The sequence below is a fragment of the Streptomyces sp. NPDC002680 genome (assembly GCF_042889145.1).
GTDB lineage: Bacteria > Actinomycetota > Actinomycetes > Streptomycetales > Streptomycetaceae > Streptomyces > Streptomyces adonidis.
Genome location: NZ_JBIAQP010000004.1, coordinates 426,166 through 450,707 on the forward strand (window position 1 = coordinate 426,166; position 24,542 = coordinate 450,707).

The following is a 24,542-nucleotide window of genomic DNA, read 5'->3' on the forward strand; positions in this document are numbered from 1 at the left end:
CACCTGCCCATGACATCCGTCAAATGACAACCGTCCAGGAGTGTGTCCCATGCTTTCTGCTCAGTCGGTTCCCGTCGTACGGGCGACGCTTCCCGTGGTGGGAGCCTCGCTGACCACGATCACCGAGCTGTTCTACCGGCGGCTGTTCGAGGAACACCCGGAGCTGTTGCGGGAGTTGTTCAACCGGACCAACCAGGCCACCGGCGCCCAGCGCGAGGCACTGGCCGGTTCGGTGGCGACCTTCGCGACCCTCCTGGTCGAGCGGCCCGACCAACGCCCGGACGCCGTCCTCTCGCGCATCGCCCACAAGCACGTCTCCCTGGGGATCACCCCCGAGCAGTACCCCCTGGTCGGACGTCACCTCCTCGGAGCAGTCGCCGAGGTCCTCGGCGATGCCGTCACCCCCGAGGTCGGCGCCGCCTGGGACGAGGTCTACTGGCTGATGGCCAACGCCCTGATCGCCATCGAGGCCCGGCTGTACGCCGAGGCCGGTGTGGAGAGCGGCGACGTGTGGCGGCGCATGGAGATATCCGAGCGCCGCCGGGAGTCCGCCGACGCCGTCTCCCTGGTCCTGCGCCGGACCGACGGCCGTCCCACCACGCCCTTCCGGCCAGGACAGTACGTCAGTGTCCGCGTCGAACTGCCCGACGGCGCCCGCCAGATCCGGCAGTACAGCCTGTCCACCGCGCCCGATCACAAGACCTGGCGGATCACCGTCAAGCGCGAGCAGTCCGCCGACGGCATCGTCCCCGACGGCGAGGTGTCGTCCTGGCTGCACGCCAACGCCCAGGTGGGTGACGTCCTCGACGTCTCGCTGCCCGCCGGTGACCTCGTCCTGCCGGAGACCGGCACCCCGCTTCTCCTCGCCTCCGCCGGCATCGGGATCACCCCCATGCTGTCGATGCTCGACCACCTCGCCCTGACCTCCTCCTCGCGTCCCGTCACCGTCGTCCACGCCGACCGGACGCCCCTCGACCATGTCCACCGTGACGAACAGGCCGACCTCGTCAGTCGTCTGACCAGCGCCGATCTTCATCTGTGGTACGAGAACGACGCCCACCGCTCCCCCGGCACCAACGTCTTCACCGGCCGCGCCACGCTCGACCACCTCGCCCCCGCTCCCGACACCACCGCCTTCCTCTGCGGACCGCTGCCCTTCATGCGCGCTGTGCGGGGTGAGCTGCTGGCCAAGGGGCTGCACCCCGCCGCCATCCACTACGAGGTCTTCGGACCCGACCTGTGGCTCAGCCAGGGATGAGACGCACGTCTCGCCCAGCTTGCTGTCACACGCTGCCGGGTCACCCGGTCATAAGTGTGTATCCGCAACACGGCGAGGGAGATCAACGTGGAATCGCGTCTCAACTACTTCGGCCACCCGCTCGCGGGGAAGGTGCTGAAGCACATCAACTCGGCCGGCAAGGTGGTGCAGGACTCGACACTGCCGATCACGGTCCAGGAGCTGGTGAAGATCCGCGCGAGCCAGATCAACGGCTGCGGCTTCTGCACCGACATGCACACCAAGGACGCCACCGCGGCCGGAGAGACCGCGCAGCGCCTTCACCTGGTCGCCGCCTGGCGTGAGGCCAAGGTCTTCACCGAACCCGAGCGGGCCGCCCTGGAACTGGCCGAGCAGGGCACCCGTATCGCCGACGCGGCCGGCGGTGTCACCGACGAGGCCTGGGCGAACGCGGCCAAGCACTTCGACGAGGACCAGCTCGTCGCCCTGATCTCCCTGATCGCCGTCATCAACGCCTACAACCGCATCAACGTCATCAACCAGCAGCCTGCCGGGGACTACCAGCCTGGCCAGTTCGGCTAACCTCCCCGGCCAGGCGCACACGGTCCGTCTCCACGCCGCCCCGACCCGCGGCGTGGAGACGGACTTCGTCGTGCGTGGGTCAGACCACGGGGCGCGGGGCGCGCAGATGGGCCCGCGCGGCCAGTTCGTCCTCGTCGACGAACGTGAGCATCGGCTGGCCCGGTGCGCACAGCATGGTCACGACGAACCGGCAGGGCGCGTCCGTCAGGGCGTTGCCGTCCTGGTAGTGGATGACGTCGCCGCCCGGTTCCCAGAAGGTCTCCCCGGCCTTGACCACCCGCTCCGGTTCACCCTCCAGTTCGAAGCGGACCGCGCCCTCGATCACGTACCCGAAGGCCGGTCCCGAGTGACGGTGCGGCGGGCTGCCTACGTTGCCGGGCGGCCACTCGACCAGAAGGGTCATCCCCGAGGCGCCTTCGGGGATATGGGGCGGAGTGACGTCCTGGATCACCTTCGCCGCGGTCATCCATGCCTCGTTGGTTGACACTGTTGCACCTCCGTGGGCTCCTGCATCCGGTGTTTTCACACCCTTTCTCGACGAGGAGACCGGATACGCCCCGGTCCTGTGACAGTCGCCGTGCGAGTCGATGTCACAACAGTGGTACGTGGTCTGTCGTATGGGCAGGAGAAAGGGGATCCAGATGAAGGTAGTTGTCGCGGGAGCCACCGGCCGGATCGGCTCCAGGACGATGATGCGGCTCCGGGACCACGGTGTGGAGGTCGTGCCCGTATCCCGCCGCCACGGCGTCGACGTGCTCACCGGGGACGGTCTCGACGAGGCGCTGCGGGACGCCGAGGTGCTGGTGGACGTCACGGACGTGCCCGCGCGCACCGAGGGGGCGGGGCTCCAGTTCTTCCGTACCGCCACGACCAACCTCCTGGGCGCGGCGGTCGCGGCCGGTGTCGAGCACCATGTGGTCCTCTCCGCCGTGGGGGCCGATCTGCTGTGGTCGGACTACTTCCGCGCGAAGCTGCTCCAGGAGGACATGGTGCGGAGTTCGCCGGTTCCGCACTCGATCGTGCGGGCCACACCGTTCTTCGAGTCCATCGAGGCCATGGTGGAGAAGAACACGGTCTACGACCACGTACACGTCGCGCCGGTCCTTGTCCCTCCCGTGTCGACGGAGGACGTCGCCGTCGCCGTCGCCCATGTCGCCGTAGGGCTTCCGCTGTTCGGCGTCACAGAGGTCGCCGGGCCCGAGATGCGTCGCCTCGACGAGTTGGCGGACGAGGTGCTGACCGCCCGTGGTGACGAGCGGGTTGTCGTCCCCGACGCCCAAGCCCGGTACTTCGGGGCCGAGTTGAGGGAACGGACCTTGGTGCCCCGGACGAACCCTCGCGTGGGCCATCTGTCGTTCGCCGAGTGGCTGGCGCGGCCCGTCGTCCACGCCCAGGGGTGAGCGCGTCATGAGCGAACTCGACCAGCTGCCCGACCGGGACGCGGAGGAGACCGCCGAATGGCAGGCGTCGCTCGACGCCGTCATCCGGCACACCGGGCCCGAGCGCGCCGTGTATCTGCTGCGGCGCGTGCACGAGTACGCGGCCAGGTCCGGGGTGGCCCTCCCGGGCCTGCTGTCCTCGGACTACATCAACACGATCCCTGCGTCCGCCCAGCCCGTCTTCCCCGGTGACCTCGCCATGGAGTCCCGGATCACCGCGCTGAACCGGTGGAACGCGGCCGCGATGGTGACCCGCGGTTCACGTCTGGGGCTGGGCGGCCACATCGCGACCTACGCGTCGGCGGCTTGGCTCTACGAGGTCGGGTTCAACCATTTCTTCCGGGGCAAGGACGGCGACCGCTCCGGGGACCAGCTGTATCTCCAGGGGCATGCCTCGCCCGGTATCTACGCCCGGGTGTTCCTGGAGGGGCGGCTGAGCGTGGAGCAGCTGGACGGTTTCCGGCGCGAGGCCGACGGTCACGGACTGCCGTCCTACCCGCATCCCCGGCGGCTGCCGTGGCTGTGGGAGTTCCCGACCGTCTCGATGGGGCTCGGCCCGCTCGCCGCCGTCTACCAGGCCAGGTTCAACCGCTATCTCCTCAACCGGGGGATCAAGGACACGTCCGGGTCACGGGTGTGGGCCTTCCTGGGCGACGGGGAGGTGGACGAGCCCGAGTCGACGGCCGCGCTAGAGCTCGCGGCCCGTGAGGATCTCGACAACCTCACCTTCGTCGTCAACTGCAATCTGCAACGCCTCGACGGGCCGGTGCGGTCGAACTCCAAGATCGTGCAGGAGCTGGAGGCACGGTTCCGGGGGTCCGGCTGGCATGTCGTGAAGACCCTCTGGGGCGAGGCCTGGGACTCCGTGCTCGGGCAGGACCTGGACGGTTCCCTCGTCCGCCGGCTCGGCGAGACACCCGACGCCCAGCTCCAGACGTACGCCGCAAGGGACGCCACGTACATCCGCAAGCACTTCTTCGTCGGCGACGAGTTGTCCCACCTCGCCGCGGGGTTGAGCGACGCGCAGCTGACCGAGCTGTTCGAGAACTCCCGGGGCGGTCATGAACCGCTCAAGGTGTACGCCGCCTACCGGGCCGCCGTCGAGCACAAGGGGCAGCCGACCGTCGTCCTCGCCCAGACGGTGAAGGGCCACACGCTGGGGTCGGCGTTCGAGTCCCGCAACGCCAACCACCAGATGAAGAAGCTGACGACGGCCCAGTTCCGCGAGATGCGCGACGCTCTCGAACTCCCCATCCCGGACAGCGCGTTGAGCGGTGACCTGGTGCCGTACTGGCACCCCGGTGAGGAGTCGGAGGAGGTGCGCTACCTCCGCGAGCGGCGTACCGCTCTGGGAGGCCCCGTCCCCGTACGCCGGGTGGTGGCCAAGCCGCTCCCGGAGCCGCCGGCCGCCCCCTTCGACACCCTCCGGAAGGGCTTCGGCAAGCAGGAGGTGGCCACCACCATGGCCCTGGTCCGGCTGGTCAAGGACCTGATGCGCGTCGAGGGGACAGGGCCCCGCTGGGTGCCCATCATCCCCGACGAGGCACGGACGTTCGGCATGGAGTCCCTCTTCCCGACGGCCGGGATCTACTCGCCGAAGGGCCAGACCTACGAGCCGGTCGATGTCGACCAGCTGCTCCACTACCGGGAGGCCACGGACGGTCAGCTCATCGACGAGGGCATCACGGAAGCCGGTTCGATGGCCGAGTTCACGGCCGCGGCGACGTCGTACGCCACCCACGGCGAACCCATGATCCCCTTCTACATCTTCTACGCCATGTTCGGATTCCAGCGCACGGGCGACCAGTTCTGGGCCCTGGCCGACCAGATGGGCCGTGGCTTCGTCGTCGGGGCGACGGCGGGCCGTACGACGATGACCGGCGAGGGACTCCAGCACGCCGACGGCCACTCCCATCTGCTGGCCTCCACGAATCCGGCCGCCGTGAGCTACGACCCGGCCTTCGCGTACGAGATCGCGGTGATCGTCCGGGAAGGGCTGCGGCGCATGTACGGCGAGGCGCCCGAGGACGTCTTCTACTACCTGACGGTCTACAACGAGCCCAAGCGGCAACCAGCGATGCCCACCGGGCCGGACGTCGAGGAAGGCATCTTGCGGGGCATCTATCCCTTCCGGCCGGTGCCGCCGCACGTCACGGGCCCGCGCATCCAGCTGCTGGCGTCCGGTACGGCCATCCACTGGGCGCTCAAGGCCCAGGAACTCCTCCTCTCCCAGTGGGGAGTCCACGCCGGCGTCTGGTCGGTGACGTCCTGGACGGAACTGCGCCGCGACGCCCTGTGCGTCGACCGGGCTCGGCTGCGGGGCGAGGAGCGCGTCCCGTACGTGACGGCCGCGCTGTCCGGCGTACAGGGCCCGGTGCTTGCGGTGAGCGACTGGATGCGGCAGGTGCCCGACCAGATCAGCCAGTGGGTCGAGCAGGACTACTCGTCCCTTGGCACGGACGGCTTCGGACTGTCGGACACCCGTGACGCCGTACGCCGTTACTTCCGCGTGGACGCCGAGTCGATCGTCGTCGCCGCGCTGGACCAGTTGGCGCGGACCGGCACGATCGGCCCGGAGACGGTCGTACGAGCGCGCGACCGCTACGACTGGCAGGGCTGAACACCGAGTCGAGGCACGGCGCGTCGAGAGTGAGCCTGTGACATGCACCCTTTCCCGGCGGCGGTGTCCGTCGCTCCTCCCGGCCGGGAGGAGCCGGACGACTACGCGATCAGCGCCGAGTTCTACGACGTCCTCCAGGCGGAGCGGGACGGGGTACTGGTGCACCGGCTGTACGGCGACGCCGTCGGCAACGCCCGGCTCGGTGTGCTGGACGTCGGGGCCGGCACCGGGCGGGTCACGCTGATGAGCCTGCTGGGATCGCGGGTCCCGGTGCATGCCGTCGAGCCCGCCCGTTCCATGCGGTCCCCGCTGATGACGCGCCTCGCGTCACTGCCCGCCGACCTGCGGAGGCGGGTCACCGTGCACCCCCATCGGCTCGACGAGGCCGAACTGCACGGGGTGGCCGACGTGGCCGTGTGCCACAACACGATCGCCTGTCTCCACCCGGCTTCACGGCGCGCCCTGTGGCCGGCCGTCGCGGGAGCGCTCGTACCCGGAGGTGTGCTGCTGGTCCAGCTCCCGCCCGCCCGTCTCCCGCGCCGCGAGACCACGCACGACCTGCCGACGCAGCGGATCGGCCGGCACGAGTACGGCGGACGCATGGTCGCGACGGCCGACGCGAACCGGATCCGGACCCGCTTCGACTACTGGGTGCGGGGCGCGGGCGGCGTGCTGCGGGAGCACCACGAGACGTTCTGGATGTGGCCGACCTCCCGTGGGGAGGTGATCGGGGAACTGGCGGAGTCCGGGTTCGCTCCGCTGCCCGGGCGCACCGATCCGGCGGTGCTGGCGGTGCGGCTCGTACGGCGCTGAGGAGTCCGTACCGGACGGTTGTCACAAGTGGGGTTACTTGTCGGTCAACCGGATGTCCGGGGCCCAGGCCTTCCCCAGCACATCGACGGAGTCGCGCGATGACCGAGCAGAGTCCGCTGCCCGATCTGTCCACCGAGATGGACTTCGGCGGAGAGTCCTTCGCCCCCATCTACACCACGACGGTGACGGTGAGCGGCGGGACAGCGAGTCATGGGCGGGCTTCGGGCAGGGCGCGTTCGGCCGACGGAGCCCTGGATCTCGATCTGCGGATGCCCGCCGAGCTGGGAGGGGACGGCCGGGGGACCAATCCCGAGCAGTTGTTCGCCGCCGGCTTCGCCGCCTGCTACCACGGGGCGTTGAGCCTGGTGGCCCGGCAGGTGCCGCTCGATCCCACCGTGATCACCGTGGAGGCGACGGTGGCCTTCGGGCGGGACCCGGAGGACGGCGGTTATCTGCTGCGCGTCGACCTGCTGGTCCGGTGGCCGGGCATCGATCCGGAGGTCGCCGCTCCGCTGCTGGAGAAGGCCGATTCACTGTGCCCGTACGCGAAAATGGCCTGGCAGGGAACGCCGACGACCATCACGTTGGCCACGTAGCGGTCCACTGTCACAGGACAGGGCGCTGCGCGGTCTCATGGGTGTCCCACGCAGCGTCCGAGATGAGGAACCCCGTGAACACTTTCGTGATCGTCGGTGGCGGTCTGGCCGCGGGCAGGGCGGCGGAGGCACTCCGGAAGCACGGCCACAGCGGTCCGCTCGTCGTCATCGGCGACGAGGCCGAGAAGCCGTACATCCGGCCGCCGCTCTCCAAGGGGTATCTGCTGGGCAAGGAGGAGCGCGACTCGATCTTCGTGCACCCCGACGACTGGTACCGGGAGCACGACGTCGACCTGATGCTGAACACGCGTGCCCGCGCGGTCGACCCGCATGCGCGGACGGTGGAACTGGACGACGGCCGTCAAGTCCCGTACGCCAAGCTGCTCCTGGCCACCGGCTCGTCCCCACGTCGGCTGTCCGTCCCGGGCGCGGATCTCGACAACGTCCTGTATCTGCGCCGGGTGGAACAGAGCGAACGGCTCAGGTCCGTGTTCCGGCCGGGGGCGAGGATCGTGGTGGTCGGCGCCGGATGGATCGGCCTGGAGACCGCCGCTGCCGCCCGGACGGCCGGCGCCGAGGTGACGGTGCTCAACCACTCGGAGCTGCCCCTGCTGAAGGTGCTCGGGCGGGAGGCGGCCGAGGTGTTCGCGGCGCTCCACGCCGATCACGGCGTCGACATACTGCCCGGCGTGGAGGTGGAGTCCCTCACCGGGACGGACGGGCGCGTGGACGGCGTACGGCTGGCCGACGGCAGACACCTGGACGCGGACGCCGTCGTCGTGGGCGTCGGCATCACGCCCAATGTCCGACTCGCCCAGGAGGCGGGCCTGGAGGTGCGCAACGGCATCGTCACCGACGAGCATCTGCGGACCTCGGTGGCCGACATCCACGCGGCGGGCGATGTCGCCAACGCCTACCAGCCCCTGCTCGGCCGCCATCTCCGTGTCGGGCACTGGGCCAACGCCCTGCGGCAGCCGGAGGTGGCGGCGCTCTCCATGCTCGGCGAGGACGCCGTCTACGACAGGCTGCCGTACTTCTACACGGACCAGTACGACCTCGGGATGGAGTACACGGGGTACACGGAACCGGGCGGCTACGACCGGGTCGTCTTCCGCGGGGAACCGTCCGAACGACGGTTCGTCTGCTTCTGGATGGCGGGCAAGCGGGTCCAGGCGGGCATGAGCGTCAACGTCTGGGACGTCATCGAACCGATCCGGGTCCTCGCCGCGTCCGGGGCCGACGTCGACGACGCACTCCTCGCCGACCCGGACGTACCGCTGGACCGCATCCTGCCGTGACACCTGTCACACGGTGTGACTCGCTATGCATGTCACAGATCCCGGGGCGGACCGGTCGTACTGAGTGACAACCCCGGCGATCGGAGTGAACGGTGGCTATCGACGAACAACAGCTTTCCACGACGGTGCTGGTGATCGGCACGGGAGGTGCCGGGCTGCGAGCGGCCATCGAACTCGCCGAGGCCGGTGTCGACGTCCTCGCCGTCGGCAAGCGTCCCAAGGACGACGCCCACACTGCGCTCGCCGCCGGTGGGATCAACGCGGCCCTGGCCACCATGGACCCCGAGGACAGCTGGCAGCAGCACGCGGCCGACACCCTCAAGGAGAGCTATCTGCTGGCCGACCCCCGCACCGCCGAGATCGTCACCCAGGGTGCCGCCCGGGGCATCGACGACCTGGAGCGCTACGGCATGGCCTTCGCCCGGGAGGAGGACGGCCGGATCTCCCAGCGCTTCTTCGGCGCGCACACCTTCCGGCGTACCGCCTTCGCGGGCGACTACACGGGGCTGGAGATCCAGCGCACGCTCATCAGGCGCGCGGAGCAGCTGAGAATCCCCGTGCTCGACGGCGTGTACATCACCCGGCTGCTGGTGCACGACGGCGCGGTCTTCGGCGCCTACGGCTTCGACCTCACCGACGGCAGGCGCTACCTGATCCACGCGGACGCGGTCATTCTCGCGGCGGGCGGTCACACCCGTATCTGGCGGCGTACGTCCTCACGGCGCGACGAGAACACGGGCGACTCGTTCCGGCTGGCCGTGGAGGCCGGTGCCCGGCTGCGCGACGCCGAGCTGGTGCAGTTCCATCCGTCGGGGATCATCGAGCCGGAGAACGCGGCCGGAACCCTGGTCAGCGAGGCCGCCCGGGGCGAGGGCGGGATCCTGCGCAACGCGCTCGGGGAACGCTTCATGGCCCGCTACGACCCCGACCGCATGGAACTCTCCACTCGCGACCGCGTGGCCCTGGCCTCCTACACGGAGATCAAGGAAGGGCGCGGGACACCCAAGGGGGGCGTGTGGCTCGACGTCTCCCACCTCCCACGGCAGACGATCATGACGCGACTCCCCCGCGTCTACCAGACCCTCCTCGACCTCCAGATGCTCGACATCACCCGCGAGCCGATCGAGATCGCGCCCACCGCGCACTACTCGATGGGCGGGGTGTGGGTCCGGCCCGAGGACCACAGCACCGACGTACGGGGCCTGTACGCCATCGGCGAGGCGTCGAGCGGGCTGCACGGCGCCAATCGGCTCGGCGGGAACAGCCTCATCGAGCTGCTGGTGTTCGGCCGCATCACCGGGCAGGCTGCCGCCGCCTACTCACGGTCCCTGACCGCGCAGCCACGGTCGGCGTCGGCCGTCGCACAGGCCCGCGCGGACATCGACGGCCTCCTCACAGCCGACGGGCCGGAGAACGTACGCGCCCTCCAGCGCGCCATCCGCAACACGATGACCGAGCACGCGGGGGTCGTACGGGACGAGGAGGGCCTGAGCGCGGGGCTCGCGGAGCTGTCGGTGATCGAGAAGCGGATGGAGGACGTCGGTGTGCACCCGGACATCGCCGGCTACCAGGACCTCGCGCACGCCTTCGACCTCAAGTCCGCCGCGCTCGCTGCCCGGGCCACGCTCGAAGCGGCCCTGGAGCGTCGCGAGACCCGTGGCTGCCACAACCGCAGTGACTATCCCGACCTGGATCCCGCTCTGCGGGTCAATCTCGTCTGGTCGCCGACGACCGGTATCACCCGAGAGAGCATTCCGGCCATCCCCGACGAGATTTCCTCACTGATGGGGGACGTCTCGACGGAGGGAAAGCTCGTCGAATGAGAAGTCGAGTGAGAAGTTTTCCCGATTCCGGGAAATCCCTGTCACATCTGGGGCCACTGCCCTGTCTCTCCTAGTACCGAGAAAGAACCTCTGGAAGGAATCCGTTATGAAGGTCGTAGTGATCGGTGGAACCGGACTCATCGGCTCGAAGCTGGTCGGCAAGCTCAACGCGCACGGCCACGAGGCGATCGCGGCAGCGCCCAACACCGGCGTCAACACGCTGACGGGCGAGGGCCTGGCCGAGGTTCTGGAGGGCGCGTCGGTCGTGGTCGACGTGTCCAACTCCCCCTCCTTCGCGGACGACGCCGTCATGGAGTTCTTCCGCACCTCCACGACCAACCTCCTGAAGGCGGAGACCGAGGCCGGCGTGACCCACCACGTGGCGCTGTCCGTGGTCGGCACCGAGCGACTCCAGGAGAGCGGCTACTTCCGTGCCAAGCAGGTCCAGGAGGAGCTGATCAAGGAGTCCGGGATCCCCTACTCCATCGTCCACGCCACCCAGTTCTTCGAGTTCATGAAGGGCATCGCGGACATGTCGACCGAGGGCGACACGGTGCGGCTGGCCCCGGTCAAGATCCAGCCCATCTCGTCCGACGACGTGGCCGCGGCCGTCGGCCGCACCGCGATCGGCGCCCCGCTCAACGGTCTCGTGGAGGTCGCGGGACCCGATGTGTTCCAGCTCGACGAGCTGATCCGCAAGGGGCTCGCCGCCAAGGGCGACCCCCGCAAGGTCGTCACGGACCCACACGCCCCGTACTCCGGTGCCGAGGTGCAGGAGGGCACGCTCGTCCCGGGGCCGGGCGCGCAGATCGCCGAGACCCGGTTCACGGACTGGCTCGCCCAGCAGCAGTAGTCCTGCCGGTGGTCCCCTGCCCACCGGCAGGGGACCACATTCCGCTGTGAACCCCGCTCACGAGGAAATGGCCCGCCATGCCCGACCACAGGGAATTGACGATGCCGAAGAACCGGGAAGGAATGGCGGCCACAGTCGTGTCGCTGACCGCCGAAGCCACCGAACTGGAAACCCGCGTCGACGAACTGCGCCAGGAACTCGTGGACGTCGACAAACGGATGGAAGCCATTTCCGACGCTCTGCACCGGCTGGGTTAGGCCGGTTTCGCCTCGCCTTCGAGGCTCAGGGTTCGGATCTCCTTGCGGGAGGAGATGCCGAGCTTGGAGAACACCTTGCGGAGGTGCCATTCGACCGTGTGCCGGCTGATGAACAGCTGGACGCCGATCTCGGAGTTCGTGAGCCCCTCGCCGGCGAGACGGGCGATCTGCGCCTCCTGTGCGGTGAGGGCCGCGGGCGTCGCGACGACCTGGCTGCGCACCTTCGCCCCCGCGGCCTGCAGTTCGCTTCGCGCGCGTTCGGCGAACGCCTCGGCGCCGAACTCGCCGAACATGTCGTGGGCGACGCCCAGTTGGGCCCGGGCGTCGACGCGGCGGTTCTCGCGGCGCAGCCATTCGCCGTACAGGAGATGGGCGCGGGCCAGCTCCACGCGGACCCGGGTCCGGGCGAGCCGCTCGATCGCCTCGCGGTAGAGCCGCTCCGCCGCGTCGCCCTCGCTCAGCAGCGCCCGCGAGCGCGCTTCGACGCCGAGCGCCCAGTCCGTGCCGCTGGCCCGGGTCGCCGCGGAGAGCTGGTCGAGCGCGTCGGTGGCCGGCTCGGGTGAGCCGCTGCGTACGGCCGCCTCGATCAGCTCGACCAGGCCCCAGCGCGGCGACGCGAACTCGTACGGGTGGGCGGCCGCCTCCTGGGCGGCGGTCAGCGCTTCCGCGTACTGGCCGAGGCCGTTGCAGAGCACCGCGTGGTACCAGTGGGTGACCGTGACGGCGGCCCCCTGGCCACGCGGTACCGCCTCGCCCATGATCGCGTCGATCAGCGCCCGGGCCTCGCTCTCGCGGCCCCGCCAGGCGGCCAGGCCGAGCGGCAGTACGCGCGTCGGGTTGCTCCCGATCGCCGCGCACACCGTCGCGACCTCGTCGACCAGCGACGCGACCGCCGTCAGCTCCCCGGCGAAGAGGTGCGTGTGTGCGCGGGATTCGAGCACGTCGGGCAGGGCGCTCAGCGCGCCGGCGTCACGGGTGATCGTCAGATGACGGGCCGCGAGCAGGTGCCCGCGCTCGTCGTCCCACAGATCCGCGGCGAGGACTCCGGCGAGCCAGAGCCAGCGCAGCGCCTCCTGGACGGGGAGTTCCTCGTCGCAGAACGCTTCGAGGACGCGTCCCATCATCGGCACCGAGGCCGGATACCCGTCGGTGAGACGTACGGCGACGGCGTCCAGCAGCAGGTCGGGCAGCCGCGTCGGCCGCTGGGGCGGCGGCGCGGCGCGCGCCGCCTCGCCCACCTCCGGCAGTCCCGGGCCGTGTGCCAGCCGGCCGGCGAATATCGCCGCCGCGACGGCGTCCAGGCAGGTGTCACGGGCGAGTGCGGCATCGAGCGGCCCGAACCGGCGGGCGGCGGCGAGCAGCAGCTCGGGGGCTTCACTGCCACGGTTCCGGGCGAACGCGATCCCGGCGTTCAGTACGTCGATCCGGGCGCGCCCCAGTTCGTCGAGGGGTCCGGCAGCCGCCGTGGTGAGGAGGGCCGCCGCCGGTTCGAAGGCCCCGGCGTGGAGCGTCGCCTGTGCGGCGTCGACCGCGCGCCGCGCCCGCCGGGTGGGATCCTGCGTGAGTGCGGCCGCGCGCTGGAGGAACGCGGCCGCCGCCGCGATGCCGCCGCGCGCCTGTGCCCGGTCCGCGGAGCGTTCCAGTTCGGCGGCGACCGTCTCGTCGGGTCCCGGGGTCGCGGCGGCGAGATGCCAGGCCCGGCGGTCGGGGTCGAGCCGGGCGTCGGTCGCGTCGGCGAGCGCCCTGTGCACCTCGCGCCGGTCCTGCGGGCTCGCCGCGCGATAGGCCGCAGAGCGCACCAGTGGGTGCCGGAAACGTACCCAGGTGCCGAGGGTGATCAGTTCCGCCGCGTCGGGGTGGGAGGCGGCGGTGTCGACGTCGATGCCCAGGCTCTCGGCGGCGCCCCTCAGCAGCGTCACGTCGCCGATCGGTTCGGCGGCGGCGGTGAACAGCAGGCGTCGGGTCTCGGCGGGAAGCGCCTGGACGCGGCGGAGGAAGTCCTGTTCGAGCTGGCTCGGCAGGGACAGCGTGTCGGGGCGCGCGAACCCGCCCGCCAGCTCCGTCGCGGTCGCCCCGCGAGGCAGTTCCAGCAGGGCCAGCGGGTTGCCGCGCGACTCGGCGACGATCCGGTCGCGCACCCGCTGGTCGAGCGGCCCGGTGACGACCGAGTCGAGGAGTTCACGGGAGTCGCTCTCGGACAGTCCCGTCACGGGCAGCTCGGGCAGACCGTCGAGCGCCTCGCCGGCGCCGAGTTCACGGACGGCGAAGACCAGGGCGACCGGTTCCACGAGCAGCCGGCGGGCGACGAACGCCAGGGTCAGCGCGGAGGCGCGGTCCAGCCACTGTGCGTCGTCGACGAGGCAGACCAGCGGCCGGTTTCCGCCGGCGTCCGCGATGAGGCTCAGCGTCGCCAGGCCCACGAGGAACCGGTCGGGCGCGGCGCCGCCCCGCAGTCCGAACGCCGTGCCGAGTGCGTCGCGTTGCGGCTCGGGCAGCTGGTCGAGGCCGGACAGCAGCGGAGCGCAGAGCTGGTGCAGTCCGGCGTAGGAGAGTTCCATCTCGGACTGGACGCCGGCGACCCTGACCGTGCGGCATCCGGTGGCCCGGCCGAGGAAGTACTTCAGCAGCTCGGTCTTGCCGATCCCCGCCTCACCGCGCAGGACCAGTACTCCGCTGCGCCCGGCCCTGGCACCGGCCAGCAGGGCGTCGAGGGCCTGACACTCGTGCTTCCTTCCGAGGAGTCCGGCGCCCGCACCGCTCCTCGCCATGGCAGCTCTCCTGTCTGACACACCTCGGTCGGTATCGTAATACGCCTCCCGTTCGCCGCGCTGGTGTGGTTGTGGAAGCAAAGACAGGCACATGTTGCCGACGGGACCTGTTCCGCTACGGTCGCGGGAGGTCCGTCTCCGCGGTGGCGCCCCGCTGGGCGCGGACGATCGCGATCACGGTCTCGGTGGTGCGGTCCAGGTAGCTGCGGCCGTCGGGCAGTCGGCCCTCCGGGCTGATGTAGCTGCGTGCGCCGAGGTGGGTGGCCGGGTCGAGCCGGTGCACGGTGATCTTCCCCGCACGGTCGGCGCGGTTCCATTTGCTGCCGCGAAACAGTCGCCAGCGCTGCGGGAAGATCCAGGTACCGACCCGTTCGATCCGGTCGCCCGCACTGGTGAGCCGATGCACGTGTTGGGCGTGGGTGAGGTCGTTGGCTCCGTTGTGGAACCCACCGAGCATGATCACCGTGAGCGGGCAGCGCAGCTCGGCGTGGAGTTCCTCGACCGCGCCGGTGGCGACCTGGGCGCCGCCGCTGTAGCCGAGCAGCACCACGGGGATGCCGCTGCCGGGCTCGTACCCGGCGAGCCGGAGCTGTGTGGCGATCTGGGAGCCGACGGCCCTGTTGTACAGGGGGCGGTATCGGCGGTCGGCGGCGACGAAGACCTGCATGACGTTGTGCAGGAACAGCAGCAGCCCGGCATGGTGGCGCAGCCACCAGGTCCACGCAGGCCGGTCGGCGAGCGGGTCGGCCAGTGGCGAGTACGGCTGCACCTGGCCCAGTACCCGTAGCTCCGGCGCCCCGGCGAGCACGGCTTTGACCAGCTGGCCGCCGTCCCGGGTGTCGCGGACGCGGCGCTTGCCGATGCCGTCGAGGTAGACGAGGTAGGCGTCCGGCGGGCTGTCGGGGGCCGCGCCCCGGGCGTAGGGCGTGCCCGCCGGGAGTTCGGTGACGGGCGCCCGCCAGCCGGCGCTGTAGGCGAGCACCTCGTAGCGGGCCAGCAGGGCTTCGGCGATCAGGGCCGGTCCGAGCAGACAGGCCCAGAGCAGGAAGTCGTTCATACGGTCACCTCCGGCGGCCGGGTCGCGCTGACCCGTACGACCAGCCGCCGTACGCCCTCCACGGTGACGCCGAGACCGGCTCCCGCGACGGTCACGCATCCGGCGGCGCTCCACCAGCCGAGGCCGGTCGCGGCTGCCAGCGGTTCGACCAGACCGGCTCCGACGCCCACGAAGACCGCCAGGTGGAGGAGGGGCCCGAGCAGGGGGAAGGCGAGGACGGCGGAGAGCACCAGCGGGGCGACCAGACTCGGCGTCCACTCCAGGCCGGTGCCCGGTGGCGGGGCGGACACCACCAGTTCGGCCAGGGTCCAGGCGGTCAGCGGCCACAGGGCGAACACCATGGCCTCGACGAGACCGGCGGCCAGCAGCAGCCCGGCCACGAAGGTCCGGGACATGCCGGGCCGGCGGGACACCAGGGGCAGGATGCGTCCGGCGGCCTCCGACAGCCCGGCGAAGAGCAACAGGGCGATGACAGGAGACATCGCCGCTCAGCCTCGCGGTGACGGGTCGACGGGCACCGGCTGCCGGACCGGGCCGGCCTCCCGCAGATACTGTTCGAGTTCGTCGGCGGCCCGACGGTAGCCGCCCGCCTCGTGCTGGGCGGCCCGCAGGTCGGCCGCGGCGGCCCGGAACCCGGGCTCGTGGAGCAGCCGCCGGGCGAGGGCACGTACGGAGCCCCTTTCGACGTCCTCGGTACGGATCGACAGGCCGGCGCCGAGTTCGACGACACGGCGGGCCACCATCGGCTGGTCGGCGCCCTGCGGGACCACCAGGAGCGGAACCCCGGCGTACATGGCCTCGTTGACGCTGTTCATACCGCCGTGGGTGACGAACAGGGCCGCGCGGGCCAGTACCTCCGGCTGCGGTACGAAGCGGCGGGCGAGGACGTTGGCGGGCAGCGGCCCGAGCGCGTCGGGGTCGGACTGCCCGGTGGACACGATCACGGTGCCGCCCAGCGGGGCGAGCGCGGTCGCGAAGGTGCGCAGCAGCTGCGGGTCGGCGTTGAACACCGTGCCCAGTGAGGCGTACAGGACCGGGTCCTGGAGCCGGTCGAACGGGAACGACGGGTCGGCCGGGCGGGCGCCGATGCTCGGGCCGACGAAACGGTAGGAGCGGTCGAAGTCCTCGGCGGCGGGCTGGAACTCCCGTGAGGTGTAGACCAGGTTGAGCGGCTGGCGGATGTTCGCCACGTCGATCAGCGGCAGGCCACCGGCGGCGAAACGCCGGTGCAGTTCCCAGCGGGACCGGAGATATCCCTGGACGCTGCGGGGCCGTTTCCGCGCGGCGGCCAGCAGTTCCTTCGAGCCGTGGGTGGGGCTGGGGACCTCGCGGTTGAAGGCGAACGTGGTGAACGACGAGACCGCCGGAACCCCGAGTTCCCGGGCGGCGACCGCGCCCCACAGACAGGCGCTGTCGTGGACGATCAGGTCGGGTGGCTCCCGCCGGAGGTCGCTGAGCACGGCGGGCAGCCAGCGTACGGCGGTGCTCGCGAGCGCCTCCATCCAGGTGAGCGGTGTGGGCGGGTCGGGGAAAGGCTGGTTGCCCCCGCGGTAGAGGTGCACGGTCCCGCCGACGGCCTCGATCTCGTCCCGGAACTCGGGCGTGGTGTGATAGGTGACGGTGTGGCCGCGCCGGACCAGCTCGGCCACGAGCGGCAGCGTCGGATTGACATGGCCGTGCATGCCGATGTTGAGGAACGCGATGGTGCTCACAGGTCTGCCTCCAATGGGGACGAAGTTGTCGCCCCGCCACGAAGGGCGGGTGGCGCCGAGGGGTCGTCGACGCGGTACAGCCCCGGCCCGTCGATGTGCAGCCCGTCGAGAAAACGCCCCGCCGTGCGGGAGGCGGTGCCGATCAGGCGCTGGGAATGGCGGAAGTCCCAGGGGGCGGGCCAGGCGTCGATGCCGGTGGGAAGCACCACGGTCGGCAGGTGTTGGGACACCTCGTGCAGGTCGCGTTCGATCTGGTGGCGCAGCAGGAGCAGCCCGGCCCTGGCGGCGATCGCACCGGCGCGTCGGCGCGGGTCGATGGGTTGCAGCGGAGAGCTCTCCGGTCCGGTCGCCACGACCACGATGCTGGCCGCCCCGGCCTGCTGGGCCGCCAGTACCGGGACGTAGGCGACCACCCCGCCGTCGACGAGGGTGTGGCCCCCGCGTTCCACCGGGGGCAGCACCCCGGGAATGGCGGCGCTCGCGAGCAGGGCGGACTCGAGGTCTCCGTGGTCGAGCAGCACCGGAGTGCCGGTGACCAGGTCCATGGCCACCGCGGTGAACGGGACCGCCAGCTGTTCGATCCGCGACGGCAGTCCGGCCCGGGCGATCAGGCGGCGCAGGCCTCGGTCGGTGAAGAGGCTGGCCCGTGAGGACAGATAGCCGAGCGGATACACCTCACGGCGACGCAGCTGGGTCCACACGTGGTCCAGCCATGGCGCGGCCCGCTCGGGGTGGGTCGCCGCGATCGCCCCGTTGAGGGCACCCACCGAGGTCCCGATGATCATGTCGGGGACGAATCCGCGCTGCTCCAGCGCGTACCCGACACCGACGTGCGCCGCCCCGAGCACCCCACCGGCGCCCACCACCACCGCGACGGGGCGGGGAAGGGCGCGCAGACCCGCCGATGCCGGCTCCCCGGGCGGCCGGCTCGATGACGCGGGACGAGTGACCCTCACGGTGATCGACCTTTCTTCCCATGGCGCTGAAGGAGATGTGGTTCCGCAAGTAGGACCGGGCTGCCACCCGACCTGTGACACCGCCGTCACGATCACAGCGTGTGAGTCCCGGGCTGCCACCGTGTGCGTCGGCCATGAACGTCTGCGTCCGTGCCGTGCAGAGCGGTGCGCAGGGTGTGGATCGCCTGGTCCACCGCGGTGGTCGCGGCCCGGGTGGCGCGGAGAGGGTTGAGCATCATGAAGTCGTGCGGGGCGCCGTTGATTCGGATGCTGACGGTGGGTACGTCGGCCTGGGTCAACCGGCGGGCGTACGCCTCTCCCTCGTCCCGCAGTACGTCGCTGCCGTCGACGATGACGAGCGCGGGCGGCAGCCCCTGCAACTCCTCCAGGCTCGCCCGCAGCGGTGAGGCGGTGATCTCCGCCCGCTGGGCCGGGTCGGTGGTGTAGCAGTCCCAGAACCAGGCCATGGTTCTGGCCGTGAGGTAGGGGCCGTTCGCGAACTCCCGGTAGCTGTCGGTGTCCTGGGCCGCGTCGGTGACGGGGTAGTACAGCGACTGGTGCACGAAGGTCACGTCGCCGCGCTGCTTGGCCATGAGGGTCAGGGCCGCGGCCATGTTGCCGCCGACGGAGTCACCGGCCACCGCCAGCCGGGAGGCGTCCAGGCCTTCCCCGGCACCCTTCTCGGTGATCCACCGGGCCGTCGCGTAGACCTGTTCGACGGCGACCGGGTATCTGGCCTCGGGCGCACGGTCGTACTCCACGAAGACCACGGCGGCGTCCGCCCCGACGGCCAGCTCGCGCACCAGCCGGTCATGGGTACCGGCACTGCCGATGACCCAGCCCCCGCCGTGCACGTACAGGACGACCGGCAGTGTGCCGTGACCACCGGGGGGCTTCACGATGCGGACCGGTACGTCGCCCACCTCGGCGGGCACCGTGATCCACTTCTCGTCGACATCCGGCATGTCCACCGGCTCCGCCTGCAGTTCGTCCAGGAACTTACGGGCACCTTCCGGACCCAGCTCGTGCAGGAACGGCGGGACGGACGTGGTGTCCGCGAGTTCCTGAGCCGCGGTCTCAAGAACGTGCTTCGTCATCACGGCACTCCTTGGGTCGGCAGGCTCGTGCCCACTGTCACCTCTATGACAGGGCGCGTGCCGAAGGTGTGACAGGCCCGCCCGGCCACGGAGACCCCGTGGCACGACCACGGGGCCTCCTACGGGTTCCCAGGGGCGCGCTCGGCCGCCCCCGGACGGGACGCTGGCTTCGCAGCCCCTTAAGCCGTTGCCCCGGAGCGAGCAGAGGAGCCGGTCGTGTACACGTATCCGGTCCAAGGCAGGCAGGGTCGGAAGACGGCCGCAATGACGGCCGTTCCGGCGACAGGTGACCTGGACGCCGCGACGTCGGTGTTCGTCCGCGCCAGACCCGGACTGCTCAGGATCGCGGGCCGGATCGTCGGCAACGCGAACGACGCCGAGGACGTCATCCAGGAGGCGTGGCTCCGCTGGCAGGGCACGGACCGCACGCATGTCCGCAATCCGTCGGCGCTGCTCAGGACGACCACCAGCCGGCTGGCCCTCAACGTCGTGCAGTCCGCCTGGCGGCGCCGGGAGTCCTGCGCCAGTCCCTGGCTCCCGGAACTCGTGGACGACCGGGTGACCCCGGAGGCGGTGGTCGAGCAGCAGGACGCCGTCGAGGCGGCGGTGCTCCTGCTGATGGAGACGCTGACGCCGAGGCAACGGGCGGCCTATGTCCTGCGCGAGGGTTTCGGCTATCCGTACGGGCGGATCTCCGAGGTGCTGCGGCTGAGCATCGCCAACGCGAGGCAGCAGGTCACCCGCGCCCAGCAGCGTCTCGCCACCGGCCATTGCAGACAGCCGGTGGACTCCGTCGCGCATCGGCGGCTCGTTCAGGCGTTCCTCGCGGCGGCCCGGTCCGGTGATCTCGCCGGCCTGGAGCGGGTCCTTTCCGAGGCCGACTCGGACGATGACAACAGGTCCTGAGGGTCGCCCGCCCGGGAGCGTCAGCTCCGGTGTTCACCGGTGATCTCCTGGTACTCCTGGGCGGTCGGCTTGATGATCTGCGCGCCTTCGCCGTAGAAGCCGCGGCTGAGCCTGACCCGCAGGCGCCGGGCAACGCGTGATCCGGCGTTCGGGCCTTCGCCGTTCACCGAGGGGCGGGCGTCGATCGGCTGGTACTGCTCATGCTGGGTGAGCGCGTGCAGTCGTTCCTGGCCGAGCGGCTCGTGCACCTCGACGAACTCACCGTGCGGCAGACGCTTGACGATGCCGGTCTCTCGGCCGTGCAGCACCTTGTCCCGGTCCCGACGCTGAAGACCGAGAGCCCATCTCTTCGTGATGGCGTAGGCGGCGAGAGGCACGACGAGAAGCCCGATGCGAACCGCCCACGTCACGGCATTGACCGAGAGATGGAGACGCAGGGCGATGATGTCGTTCGCGGCGCCGATCAGAGCCACCAGATAGAAACTGATCCACGCGACCCCGAGTGCCGTTCGCACCGGCCTGTTTCGCGGCCGGTCGAGCAAATTCTGTTCACGGTCGTCGCCGGTCACCCAGGATTCGATGAACGGGTATGCGCCCATGGCGAGGAAGAGACCGACGCCGACCAACAGCGGGATCAGGTTGTCGAGGGCCAAGGTGTAGCCCCTGAAGGTGATTTCCCAGCCGGGCATGACCCGCAGCAGCCCGTCCGCCACACCCATGTACCAGTCCGGCTGCGAGCCGGCCGAGACCTGGTCGGCACGGTAGGGGCCGTATTCCCAGACGGGGTTGATCTGTGCGATCGCGGCCATGACGAAGACGACACCGGAGACCAGGAAGAAGAACCCCGCCGACTTCACCGCCCGCACCTTCGGCGGCAGGCCCACCACATTCCTGTTGGTCCGTCCCCGGCCCGGATGCTGCGTGTGCTGGTGGCGCAGGACCAGGATCAGATGGGCGACGAGCAGTCCCACCATGAGGGCCGGAATGATCAGGACGTGGATCGTGTTGAAGCGCGCCACCAGATCCTCCCCCGGGAACTCGCCCCCGAAGAGGAACATCGAGAGGTAGGTGCCGACCACCGGGACGGACAGGATCGTTCCGTTGACGACCGCGAGTCCCGTTCCGGAGAGGAGGTCGTCCGGAAGGTCATATCCCGTCAGTCCTCCGAACATCCCGAGGATCAGCAGCAGGAATCCGAACACCCAGGTGAGTTCGCGGGGTTTACGGAAGGCGCCGGTGAAGAACACGCGCATCATGTGGACGAGCATGGCGGCCACGAAGACCAGCGCCGCCCAGTGGTGGGCCTGCCGGATCAGCAGGCCGCCACGGACGTCGAAGGAGATGCGCATGGTCGAGTTGAAAGCCTCCGACACCAACTGGCCGCGCAACGGTTCGTAGCTGCCCTGGTACTCCACTTTCTCCATCGAGGGATGGAAGTACAGCGTCAGATACACGCCCGTCACGATGATGATGAGAAAGCTGTAGAGGCATATCTCGCCCAGCATGAAAGACCAGTGGTCCGGGAACGCCCTCCGCGTTTTCTCCCGAAGCGAACCAGAAGAACCCAGGCGCCCTTCGAACCATTCGGCAACCCTTGCCCCGTCACCCATATCCGTACCACCGTCCGTGAATCGCTCAAGGGGTGCGGCGTTCACGCCGCCGTGGAGACCGTGTCCGTGTCCCGGCGGGCCCCGCGTCGCCGCATCGCACGGCGTTCGCTCTCCGTCGTCCCGCCCCAGATGCCTTCCACATGCCCCACGTACAAGGCCCAGTTGAGGCACTGTTCCTCGACCGGGCAGCGGTGGCAGACGGCCTTGGCCTCGTCGACCTGTACGAGGGTCAGGCCGCTTATTCCGATGGGGAAGAACAGATCGGGGTCGTCGACGCGCAGACAGGCTGCCCGTTCGCGCCACCGCACGGCATAGTCCCCGCGTTCAGCAGTCATGAGAGATCAGTCCTCCGGAGTTCGTCGTTCGGCAGGAGGCCCGGGAATTCGATCATGGAGTTTCTCGGCTCCACGAGAAGGCGCCGGGGGTCTGTCACCTGAGACCGGACAAGCGGCGCAGGTGTGACACTCGCCCCCGTGTCACAAGATCCGTGGGTGTCCGGTCAATCGGACGGAGCCGAGAAATACGTGTGAGAGGAAGGCCGCTGTATGGACCATGCTGACGCGGTACCGATCGCGGAACTGCTCGACGAGCGTCGGTATCTGCTGGATGTCGCGTACTGGATGCTGGGCGGTTCCGGCGGCGCGGAGAGCGCCGTCGACGAGACCTACCGCCGGTGGTACGCGCTGTCCGACACCGAACGTGGCCGGATCACCGCGCCCCGGTCCTGGCTCGCGAAGACGGCGGGCGGGATCTGTCTGGGCCGGCTCTCCCTCCTCGGCCGGGGCACGGCCACGGGGGCGGACGCGGACTCGCCTCGCGCGCGGGCCGACGGGGAGGGACTTGAGGAGGAGGTGGGGCAGGTGCTGCTCCACGCGCTGGACCTGCTCTCCCCCACCGAGCGGGCGGCGTTCGTCCTCAACGACGTCTTCGGGCTGGCTCCCGGCGCGATCGCCGATGTCGTCGGACGTACCGAGCCGGAGTGCGCCGAACTGGCCGACCGGGCCCGCCACAGTCTGCGGCTGCGGCGCTCACGTCCCACGACACCGGCGGAGCAGGACGCCCTCGCCCGCGCCGTACGCCAGGCCTGCGTGGGCGAGGACGCCGAGCGGCTGGCCTCGCTGCTGTCCGCCGACGCCACCGCGTTCTTCGACGGTGGCGGCAAGGTACGGGCCCTGACCAGGCCCGTCCACGGCGACCGGCAGGTCGCCGACAGCCTGCTGACGCTGCTGGCCCACCACCCGCGCACCACGGTGACCCCGCATGCCGTCAACGGCAGCACGGGGCTCGTCGTCCGGTACGACCGTCAGGTCGCCGCCGTCATCAGCCTCGACATCGCCGACCATCACGTCGCGCAGGTCTGGGTGGTCCTCAATCCCGACAAACTCCGTTCCTGGAACCCGAGTCGATGAACGCGGCGATCTTGCTGGGGCTGAACACCCACATCAGTTGATGCACACCTTCCTCAGAGGCGGCCAAGGTCATGAACGCGATGGCCTGGCCGTCCCGTTGGACCAGCACGCCCGTGGAACCGTTGGCGTCGACCAGCCTGGGCTCCGCTCCTCGCCAGAGCCTCGGATACGTCACCATCTTGGCCACACGCGCACGCCCCAGCACCGGGATTCGGGCGCAGCCCCGCATCCCGTTGCCGTCGGACAGACTGACGATGCCGGGGGTCAGCAGGGCCTCCAGTGAAGCCACATCGCCTGTCTGGGCCGCCGCGACGAAGACGCTGAGCAGACGCCGGTGCTCCGCCGCGTCCACGCTCCCCCGCTGCTCCTCCGACAGATGCTTACGGGCCCGGCTCACGATCTTCCGCACGTTGACGAGGCTGAGTTGCAGGATCTCCGCTATCTCGGGATAGGCGTAGTCGAACGCCTCGCGCAGTACGTACGCGGCGCGTTCGGCGGGGCTCAGTCTCTCCAGCACCAGCAGCAGCGCCATTTCGAGAGCCTCGGCGCGCTGCGCGCCCAGCTCCGGGTCCGCGCTGGTGTCCACGGGCTCCGGCAGCCACGGCCCGATGTAGGTCTCCCGGCGCACTCGTGCGGACTGCGCGACGTTGATGGCCAGGCGGGTCGTCGCGCTCGACAGGAAGGCCACCGGGCTGAGCACGACGGAACGGTCCGTCTTCTGCCAGCGCACCCACACTTCCTGGACCACGTCCTCGGCCTCGACCGCGCTGCCGAGCACGCGGTAGGCGATGCCGAAGAGACGGTTCCGGTGCCGCACAAAGACAGAAACAGCCTCTTCCAGGTCGCCTGCCTCGGGCGAAGTCGTCGTGGGGGACGGTTCGAGATCCATGGTCCAGCGGTCTCCGTTCCTCCGGTTGCGTCTGTTCCACTAGACCGAGCAGGAACCGCTTTTGTGACAGTGGCGTTCCGCGGACACACCGTGTGGGTGCGACCGTTGGTAAACTGCGGAAACTGCCTGGCGCACTGCGCGGCAGCGCGAGTCACTGGGAGGAACACATGGTCTCCGGAGCAGCGCACAGCATCGAGATCACCGCTGAGAGCCTTCAGGAGGACCTGGCCCGGCTACGGATCCAGAAGCAGGCGTTGGAACGGGAGTTGGCGGCTGTCGTGGCCCATCTCGGCTCCGTGCAGCGGACTCTCAGCGCCCTTCAGCCCCTGATGCAGGCGGCGCCCTCCCCCGAACCGCAGACCGACAGTGTCTCCGCCGAACCCGCGGTCTCGGACGGGCAGAAGGCGTACGGCAGGCTCACCGAGCAGATCCTGGAGTACTTCACCGGCGTCGGTGACACCGCCGTACGGGCCCGCGATGTCGCCGCGGCTCTCGGCCGTGACACCGACAGCGGAAGCATCAACGGTGTCCGCAGCACCCTCGACCGTCTGGTCGGCGCCTCCCGCGTGCAGCGGGCCGGCCGGGGCCTCTACCGCGCCGGGCGTTCATAGGCGTACTGG

At 70.2% G+C, this 24,542-nt stretch carries 23 protein-coding genes; 13 read left to right on the top strand and 10 right to left on the bottom strand.

Annotated features, from left to right (window positions below; all coding sequences use genetic code 11):
* Positions 1-49 precede the first annotated feature (49 nt).
* The gene (locus ACFYXF_RS14275; RefSeq protein ID WP_389349832.1) at positions 50-1,258 is read left to right on the top strand and encodes a globin domain-containing protein; all 1,209 of its coding nucleotides are present in this window, start codon (positions 50-52) and stop codon (positions 1,256-1,258) included.
* A gap of 87 nt (positions 1,259-1,345) precedes the next feature.
* Entirely contained in the window at positions 1,346-1,819 is a 474-nt protein-coding gene (locus ACFYXF_RS14280) for a carboxymuconolactone decarboxylase family protein (protein ID WP_389349833.1), read from the top strand.
* A gap of 79 nt (positions 1,820-1,898) precedes the next feature.
* Here the strand turns inward: ACFYXF_RS14280 and ACFYXF_RS14285 are convergent, their stop codons facing one another.
* Positions 1,899-2,285 carry a cupin domain-containing protein gene (locus tag ACFYXF_RS14285; protein WP_389349939.1) on the bottom strand — a complete coding sequence of 129 codons (387 nt, stop codon included), beginning with the start codon at positions 2,283-2,285 and terminating at the stop codon, positions 1,899-1,901.
* 175 nt (positions 2,286-2,460) lie between these two features.
* Between ACFYXF_RS14285 and ACFYXF_RS14290 the strand changes: the two genes are divergently transcribed.
* The 8 genes from ACFYXF_RS14290 to ACFYXF_RS14325 all read left to right on the top strand — a co-directional run bounded on the left by ACFYXF_RS14290 (position 2,461) and on the right by ACFYXF_RS14325 (position 11,518).
* Positions 2,461-3,219 (top strand): SDR family oxidoreductase, encoded by a 759-nt coding sequence (locus tag ACFYXF_RS14290; RefSeq protein WP_389349834.1) that lies wholly within the window; start codon positions 2,461-2,463, stop codon positions 3,217-3,219.
* 7 nt (positions 3,220-3,226) lie between these two features.
* On the top strand, positions 3,227-5,878 hold the full coding sequence (gene aceE / locus ACFYXF_RS14295) for a pyruvate dehydrogenase (acetyl-transferring), homodimeric type (protein WP_389349835.1): 2,652 nt from the start codon (positions 3,227-3,229) through the stop codon (positions 5,876-5,878).
* 42 nt (positions 5,879-5,920) lie between these two features.
* On the top strand, positions 5,921-6,691 hold the full coding sequence (locus ACFYXF_RS14300; RefSeq protein WP_389349837.1) for a class I SAM-dependent methyltransferase: 771 nt from the start codon (positions 5,921-5,923) through the stop codon (positions 6,689-6,691).
* 98 nt (positions 6,692-6,789) lie between these two features.
* Positions 6,790-7,287, top strand: a complete 498-nt coding sequence (locus ACFYXF_RS14305; RefSeq protein ID WP_389349838.1) for an Ohr family peroxiredoxin — start codon at positions 6,790-6,792, stop codon at positions 7,285-7,287.
* Between the two features lie 62 nt (positions 7,288-7,349).
* Positions 7,350-8,585 carry an NAD(P)/FAD-dependent oxidoreductase gene (locus ACFYXF_RS14310; protein ID WP_389349840.1) on the top strand — a complete coding sequence of 412 codons (1,236 nt, stop codon included), beginning with the start codon at positions 7,350-7,352 and terminating at the stop codon, positions 8,583-8,585.
* 92 nt (positions 8,586-8,677) lie between these two features.
* On the top strand, positions 8,678-10,408 hold the full coding sequence (locus tag ACFYXF_RS14315) for an L-aspartate oxidase (protein ID WP_389349841.1): 1,731 nt from the start codon (positions 8,678-8,680) through the stop codon (positions 10,406-10,408).
* Between the two features lie 106 nt (positions 10,409-10,514).
* Complete coding sequence (locus ACFYXF_RS14320; protein ID WP_389349842.1) at positions 10,515-11,261, top strand: SDR family oxidoreductase; 747 nt, start codon at positions 10,515-10,517, stop codon at positions 11,259-11,261.
* 77 nt (positions 11,262-11,338) lie between these two features.
* Complete coding sequence (locus ACFYXF_RS14325; RefSeq protein WP_389349843.1) at positions 11,339-11,518, top strand: hypothetical protein; 180 nt, start codon at positions 11,339-11,341, stop codon at positions 11,516-11,518.
* Here ACFYXF_RS14325 and ACFYXF_RS14330 read toward each other — a convergent pair.
* The 6 genes from ACFYXF_RS14330 to ACFYXF_RS14355 all read right to left on the bottom strand — a co-directional run bounded on the left by ACFYXF_RS14330 (position 11,515) and on the right by ACFYXF_RS14355 (position 19,108).
* Positions 11,515-14,286 (bottom strand): ATP-binding protein, encoded by a 2,772-nt coding sequence (locus tag ACFYXF_RS14330; protein ID WP_389349844.1) that lies wholly within the window; start codon positions 14,284-14,286, stop codon positions 11,515-11,517. The genes ACFYXF_RS14325 and ACFYXF_RS14330 overlap by 4 nt on opposite strands.
* Before the next feature lie 115 nt (positions 14,287-14,401).
* Positions 14,402-15,343, bottom strand: a complete 942-nt coding sequence (locus tag ACFYXF_RS14335) for a hypothetical protein (RefSeq protein ID WP_389349845.1) — start codon at positions 15,341-15,343, stop codon at positions 14,402-14,404.
* On the bottom strand, positions 15,340-15,825 hold the full coding sequence (locus ACFYXF_RS14340) for a hypothetical protein (RefSeq protein ID WP_389349846.1): 486 nt from the start codon (positions 15,823-15,825) through the stop codon (positions 15,340-15,342). Before ACFYXF_RS14340 ends, ACFYXF_RS14335 begins: the two co-directional genes overlap by 4 nt.
* A 6-nt stretch (positions 15,826-15,831) precedes the next feature.
* A complete protein-coding gene (locus ACFYXF_RS14345; RefSeq protein WP_389349847.1) occupies positions 15,832-17,055 on the bottom strand; it encodes a macrolide family glycosyltransferase in 1,224 nt (407 codons plus the stop codon).
* Complete coding sequence (locus tag ACFYXF_RS14350) at positions 17,052-18,011, bottom strand: patatin-like phospholipase family protein (protein WP_389349848.1); 960 nt, start codon at positions 18,009-18,011, stop codon at positions 17,052-17,054. The genes ACFYXF_RS14345 and ACFYXF_RS14350 overlap by 4 nt, the downstream gene beginning before the upstream one ends.
* Positions 18,012-18,103: 92 nt before the next feature.
* A complete protein-coding gene (locus ACFYXF_RS14355) occupies positions 18,104-19,108 on the bottom strand; it encodes an alpha/beta hydrolase (RefSeq protein ID WP_389349849.1) in 1,005 nt (334 codons plus the stop codon).
* Positions 19,109-19,372: 264 nt separating this feature from the next.
* Between ACFYXF_RS14355 and ACFYXF_RS14360 the strand changes: the two genes are divergently transcribed.
* Positions 19,373-20,014 carry a sigma-70 family RNA polymerase sigma factor gene (locus tag ACFYXF_RS14360; RefSeq protein WP_389349850.1) on the top strand — a complete coding sequence of 214 codons (642 nt, stop codon included), beginning with the start codon at positions 19,373-19,375 and terminating at the stop codon, positions 20,012-20,014.
* A gap of 20 nt (positions 20,015-20,034) precedes the next feature.
* On the opposite strand, the gene ACFYXF_RS14365 is transcribed toward ACFYXF_RS14360, so the two are convergent.
* Positions 20,035-21,624: a cytochrome bc complex cytochrome b subunit gene (locus ACFYXF_RS14365; protein WP_389349851.1), complete on the bottom strand. Its 1,590-nt coding sequence runs from the start codon at positions 21,622-21,624 to the stop codon at positions 20,035-20,037.
* A gap of 41 nt (positions 21,625-21,665) precedes the next feature.
* Entirely contained in the window at positions 21,666-21,959 is a 294-nt protein-coding gene (locus ACFYXF_RS14370) for a WhiB family transcriptional regulator (protein WP_389349852.1), read from the bottom strand.
* Between the two features lie 210 nt (positions 21,960-22,169).
* Here ACFYXF_RS14370 and ACFYXF_RS14375 point away from each other — a divergent pair, with 210 nt between their 5' ends.
* Positions 22,170-23,033: an RNA polymerase subunit sigma gene (locus ACFYXF_RS14375; RefSeq protein ID WP_389349853.1), complete on the top strand. Its 864-nt coding sequence runs from the start codon at positions 22,170-22,172 to the stop codon at positions 23,031-23,033.
* Here ACFYXF_RS14375 and ACFYXF_RS14380 read toward each other — a convergent pair.
* A complete protein-coding gene (locus tag ACFYXF_RS14380; RefSeq protein WP_389349854.1) occupies positions 22,993-23,922 on the bottom strand; it encodes a sigma-70 family RNA polymerase sigma factor in 930 nt (309 codons plus the stop codon). The two genes, ACFYXF_RS14375 and ACFYXF_RS14380, sit on opposite strands and share 41 nt — an antisense overlap.
* A 167-nt stretch (positions 23,923-24,089) precedes the next feature.
* Here ACFYXF_RS14380 and ACFYXF_RS14385 point away from each other — a divergent pair, with 167 nt between their 5' ends.
* Positions 24,090-24,533, top strand: coding sequence for a hypothetical protein (locus ACFYXF_RS14385; RefSeq protein WP_389349855.1), 444 nt, complete (start codon positions 24,090-24,092; stop codon positions 24,531-24,533).
* Positions 24,534-24,542 lie beyond the last annotated feature (9 nt).

What these genes read in the sequence shown, in the direction of transcription:
- ACFYXF_RS14310 (WP_389349840.1), top strand. Translation starts at nt 7,350, where the DNA reads ATGAGGAACCCCGTGAACACTTTCGTGATCGTCGGTGGCGGTCTGGCC.
- aceE (WP_389349835.1), top strand. Translation starts at nt 3,227, where the DNA reads ATGAGCGAACTCGACCAGCTGCCCGACCGGGACGCGGAGGAGACCGCC.
- ACFYXF_RS14385 (WP_389349855.1), top strand. Translation starts at nt 24,090, where the DNA reads ATGGTCTCCGGAGCAGCGCACAGCATCGAGATCACCGCTGAGAGCCTT.
- ACFYXF_RS14275 (WP_389349832.1), top strand. Translation starts at nt 50, where the DNA reads ATGCTTTCTGCTCAGTCGGTTCCCGTCGTACGGGCGACGCTTCCCGTG.
- ACFYXF_RS14380 (WP_389349854.1), bottom strand. Translation starts at nt 23,922, where the DNA reads ATGGATCTCGAACCGTCCCCCACGACGACTTCGCCCGAGGCAGGCGAC.
- ACFYXF_RS14325 (WP_389349843.1), top strand. Translation starts at nt 11,339, where the DNA reads ATGCCCGACCACAGGGAATTGACGATGCCGAAGAACCGGGAAGGAATG.
- ACFYXF_RS14290 (WP_389349834.1), top strand. Translation starts at nt 2,461, where the DNA reads ATGAAGGTAGTTGTCGCGGGAGCCACCGGCCGGATCGGCTCCAGGACG.
- ACFYXF_RS14375 (WP_389349853.1), top strand. Translation starts at nt 22,170, where the DNA reads ATGGACCATGCTGACGCGGTACCGATCGCGGAACTGCTCGACGAGCGT.
- ACFYXF_RS14340 (WP_389349846.1), bottom strand. Translation starts at nt 15,825, where the DNA reads ATGTCTCCTGTCATCGCCCTGTTGCTCTTCGCCGGGCTGTCGGAGGCC.
- ACFYXF_RS14355 (WP_389349849.1), bottom strand. Translation starts at nt 19,108, where the DNA reads ATGACGAAGCACGTTCTTGAGACCGCGGCTCAGGAACTCGCGGACACC.
- ACFYXF_RS14370 (WP_389349852.1), bottom strand. Translation starts at nt 21,959, where the DNA reads ATGACTGCTGAACGCGGGGACTATGCCGTGCGGTGGCGCGAACGGGCA.
- ACFYXF_RS14305 (WP_389349838.1), top strand. Translation starts at nt 6,790, where the DNA reads ATGACCGAGCAGAGTCCGCTGCCCGATCTGTCCACCGAGATGGACTTC.
- ACFYXF_RS14365 (WP_389349851.1), bottom strand. Translation starts at nt 21,624, where the DNA reads ATGGGTGACGGGGCAAGGGTTGCCGAATGGTTCGAAGGGCGCCTGGGT.
- ACFYXF_RS14360 (WP_389349850.1), top strand. Translation starts at nt 19,373, where the DNA reads ATGACGGCCGTTCCGGCGACAGGTGACCTGGACGCCGCGACGTCGGTG.
- ACFYXF_RS14285 (WP_389349939.1), bottom strand. Translation starts at nt 2,285, where the DNA reads ATGACCGCGGCGAAGGTGATCCAGGACGTCACTCCGCCCCATATCCCC.
- ACFYXF_RS14330 (WP_389349844.1), bottom strand. Translation starts at nt 14,286, where the DNA reads ATGGCGAGGAGCGGTGCGGGCGCCGGACTCCTCGGAAGGAAGCACGAG.
- ACFYXF_RS14335 (WP_389349845.1), bottom strand. Translation starts at nt 15,343, where the DNA reads ATGAACGACTTCCTGCTCTGGGCCTGTCTGCTCGGACCGGCCCTGATC.
- ACFYXF_RS14320 (WP_389349842.1), top strand. Translation starts at nt 10,515, where the DNA reads ATGAAGGTCGTAGTGATCGGTGGAACCGGACTCATCGGCTCGAAGCTG.
- ACFYXF_RS14300 (WP_389349837.1), top strand. Translation starts at nt 5,921, where the DNA reads ATGCACCCTTTCCCGGCGGCGGTGTCCGTCGCTCCTCCCGGCCGGGAG.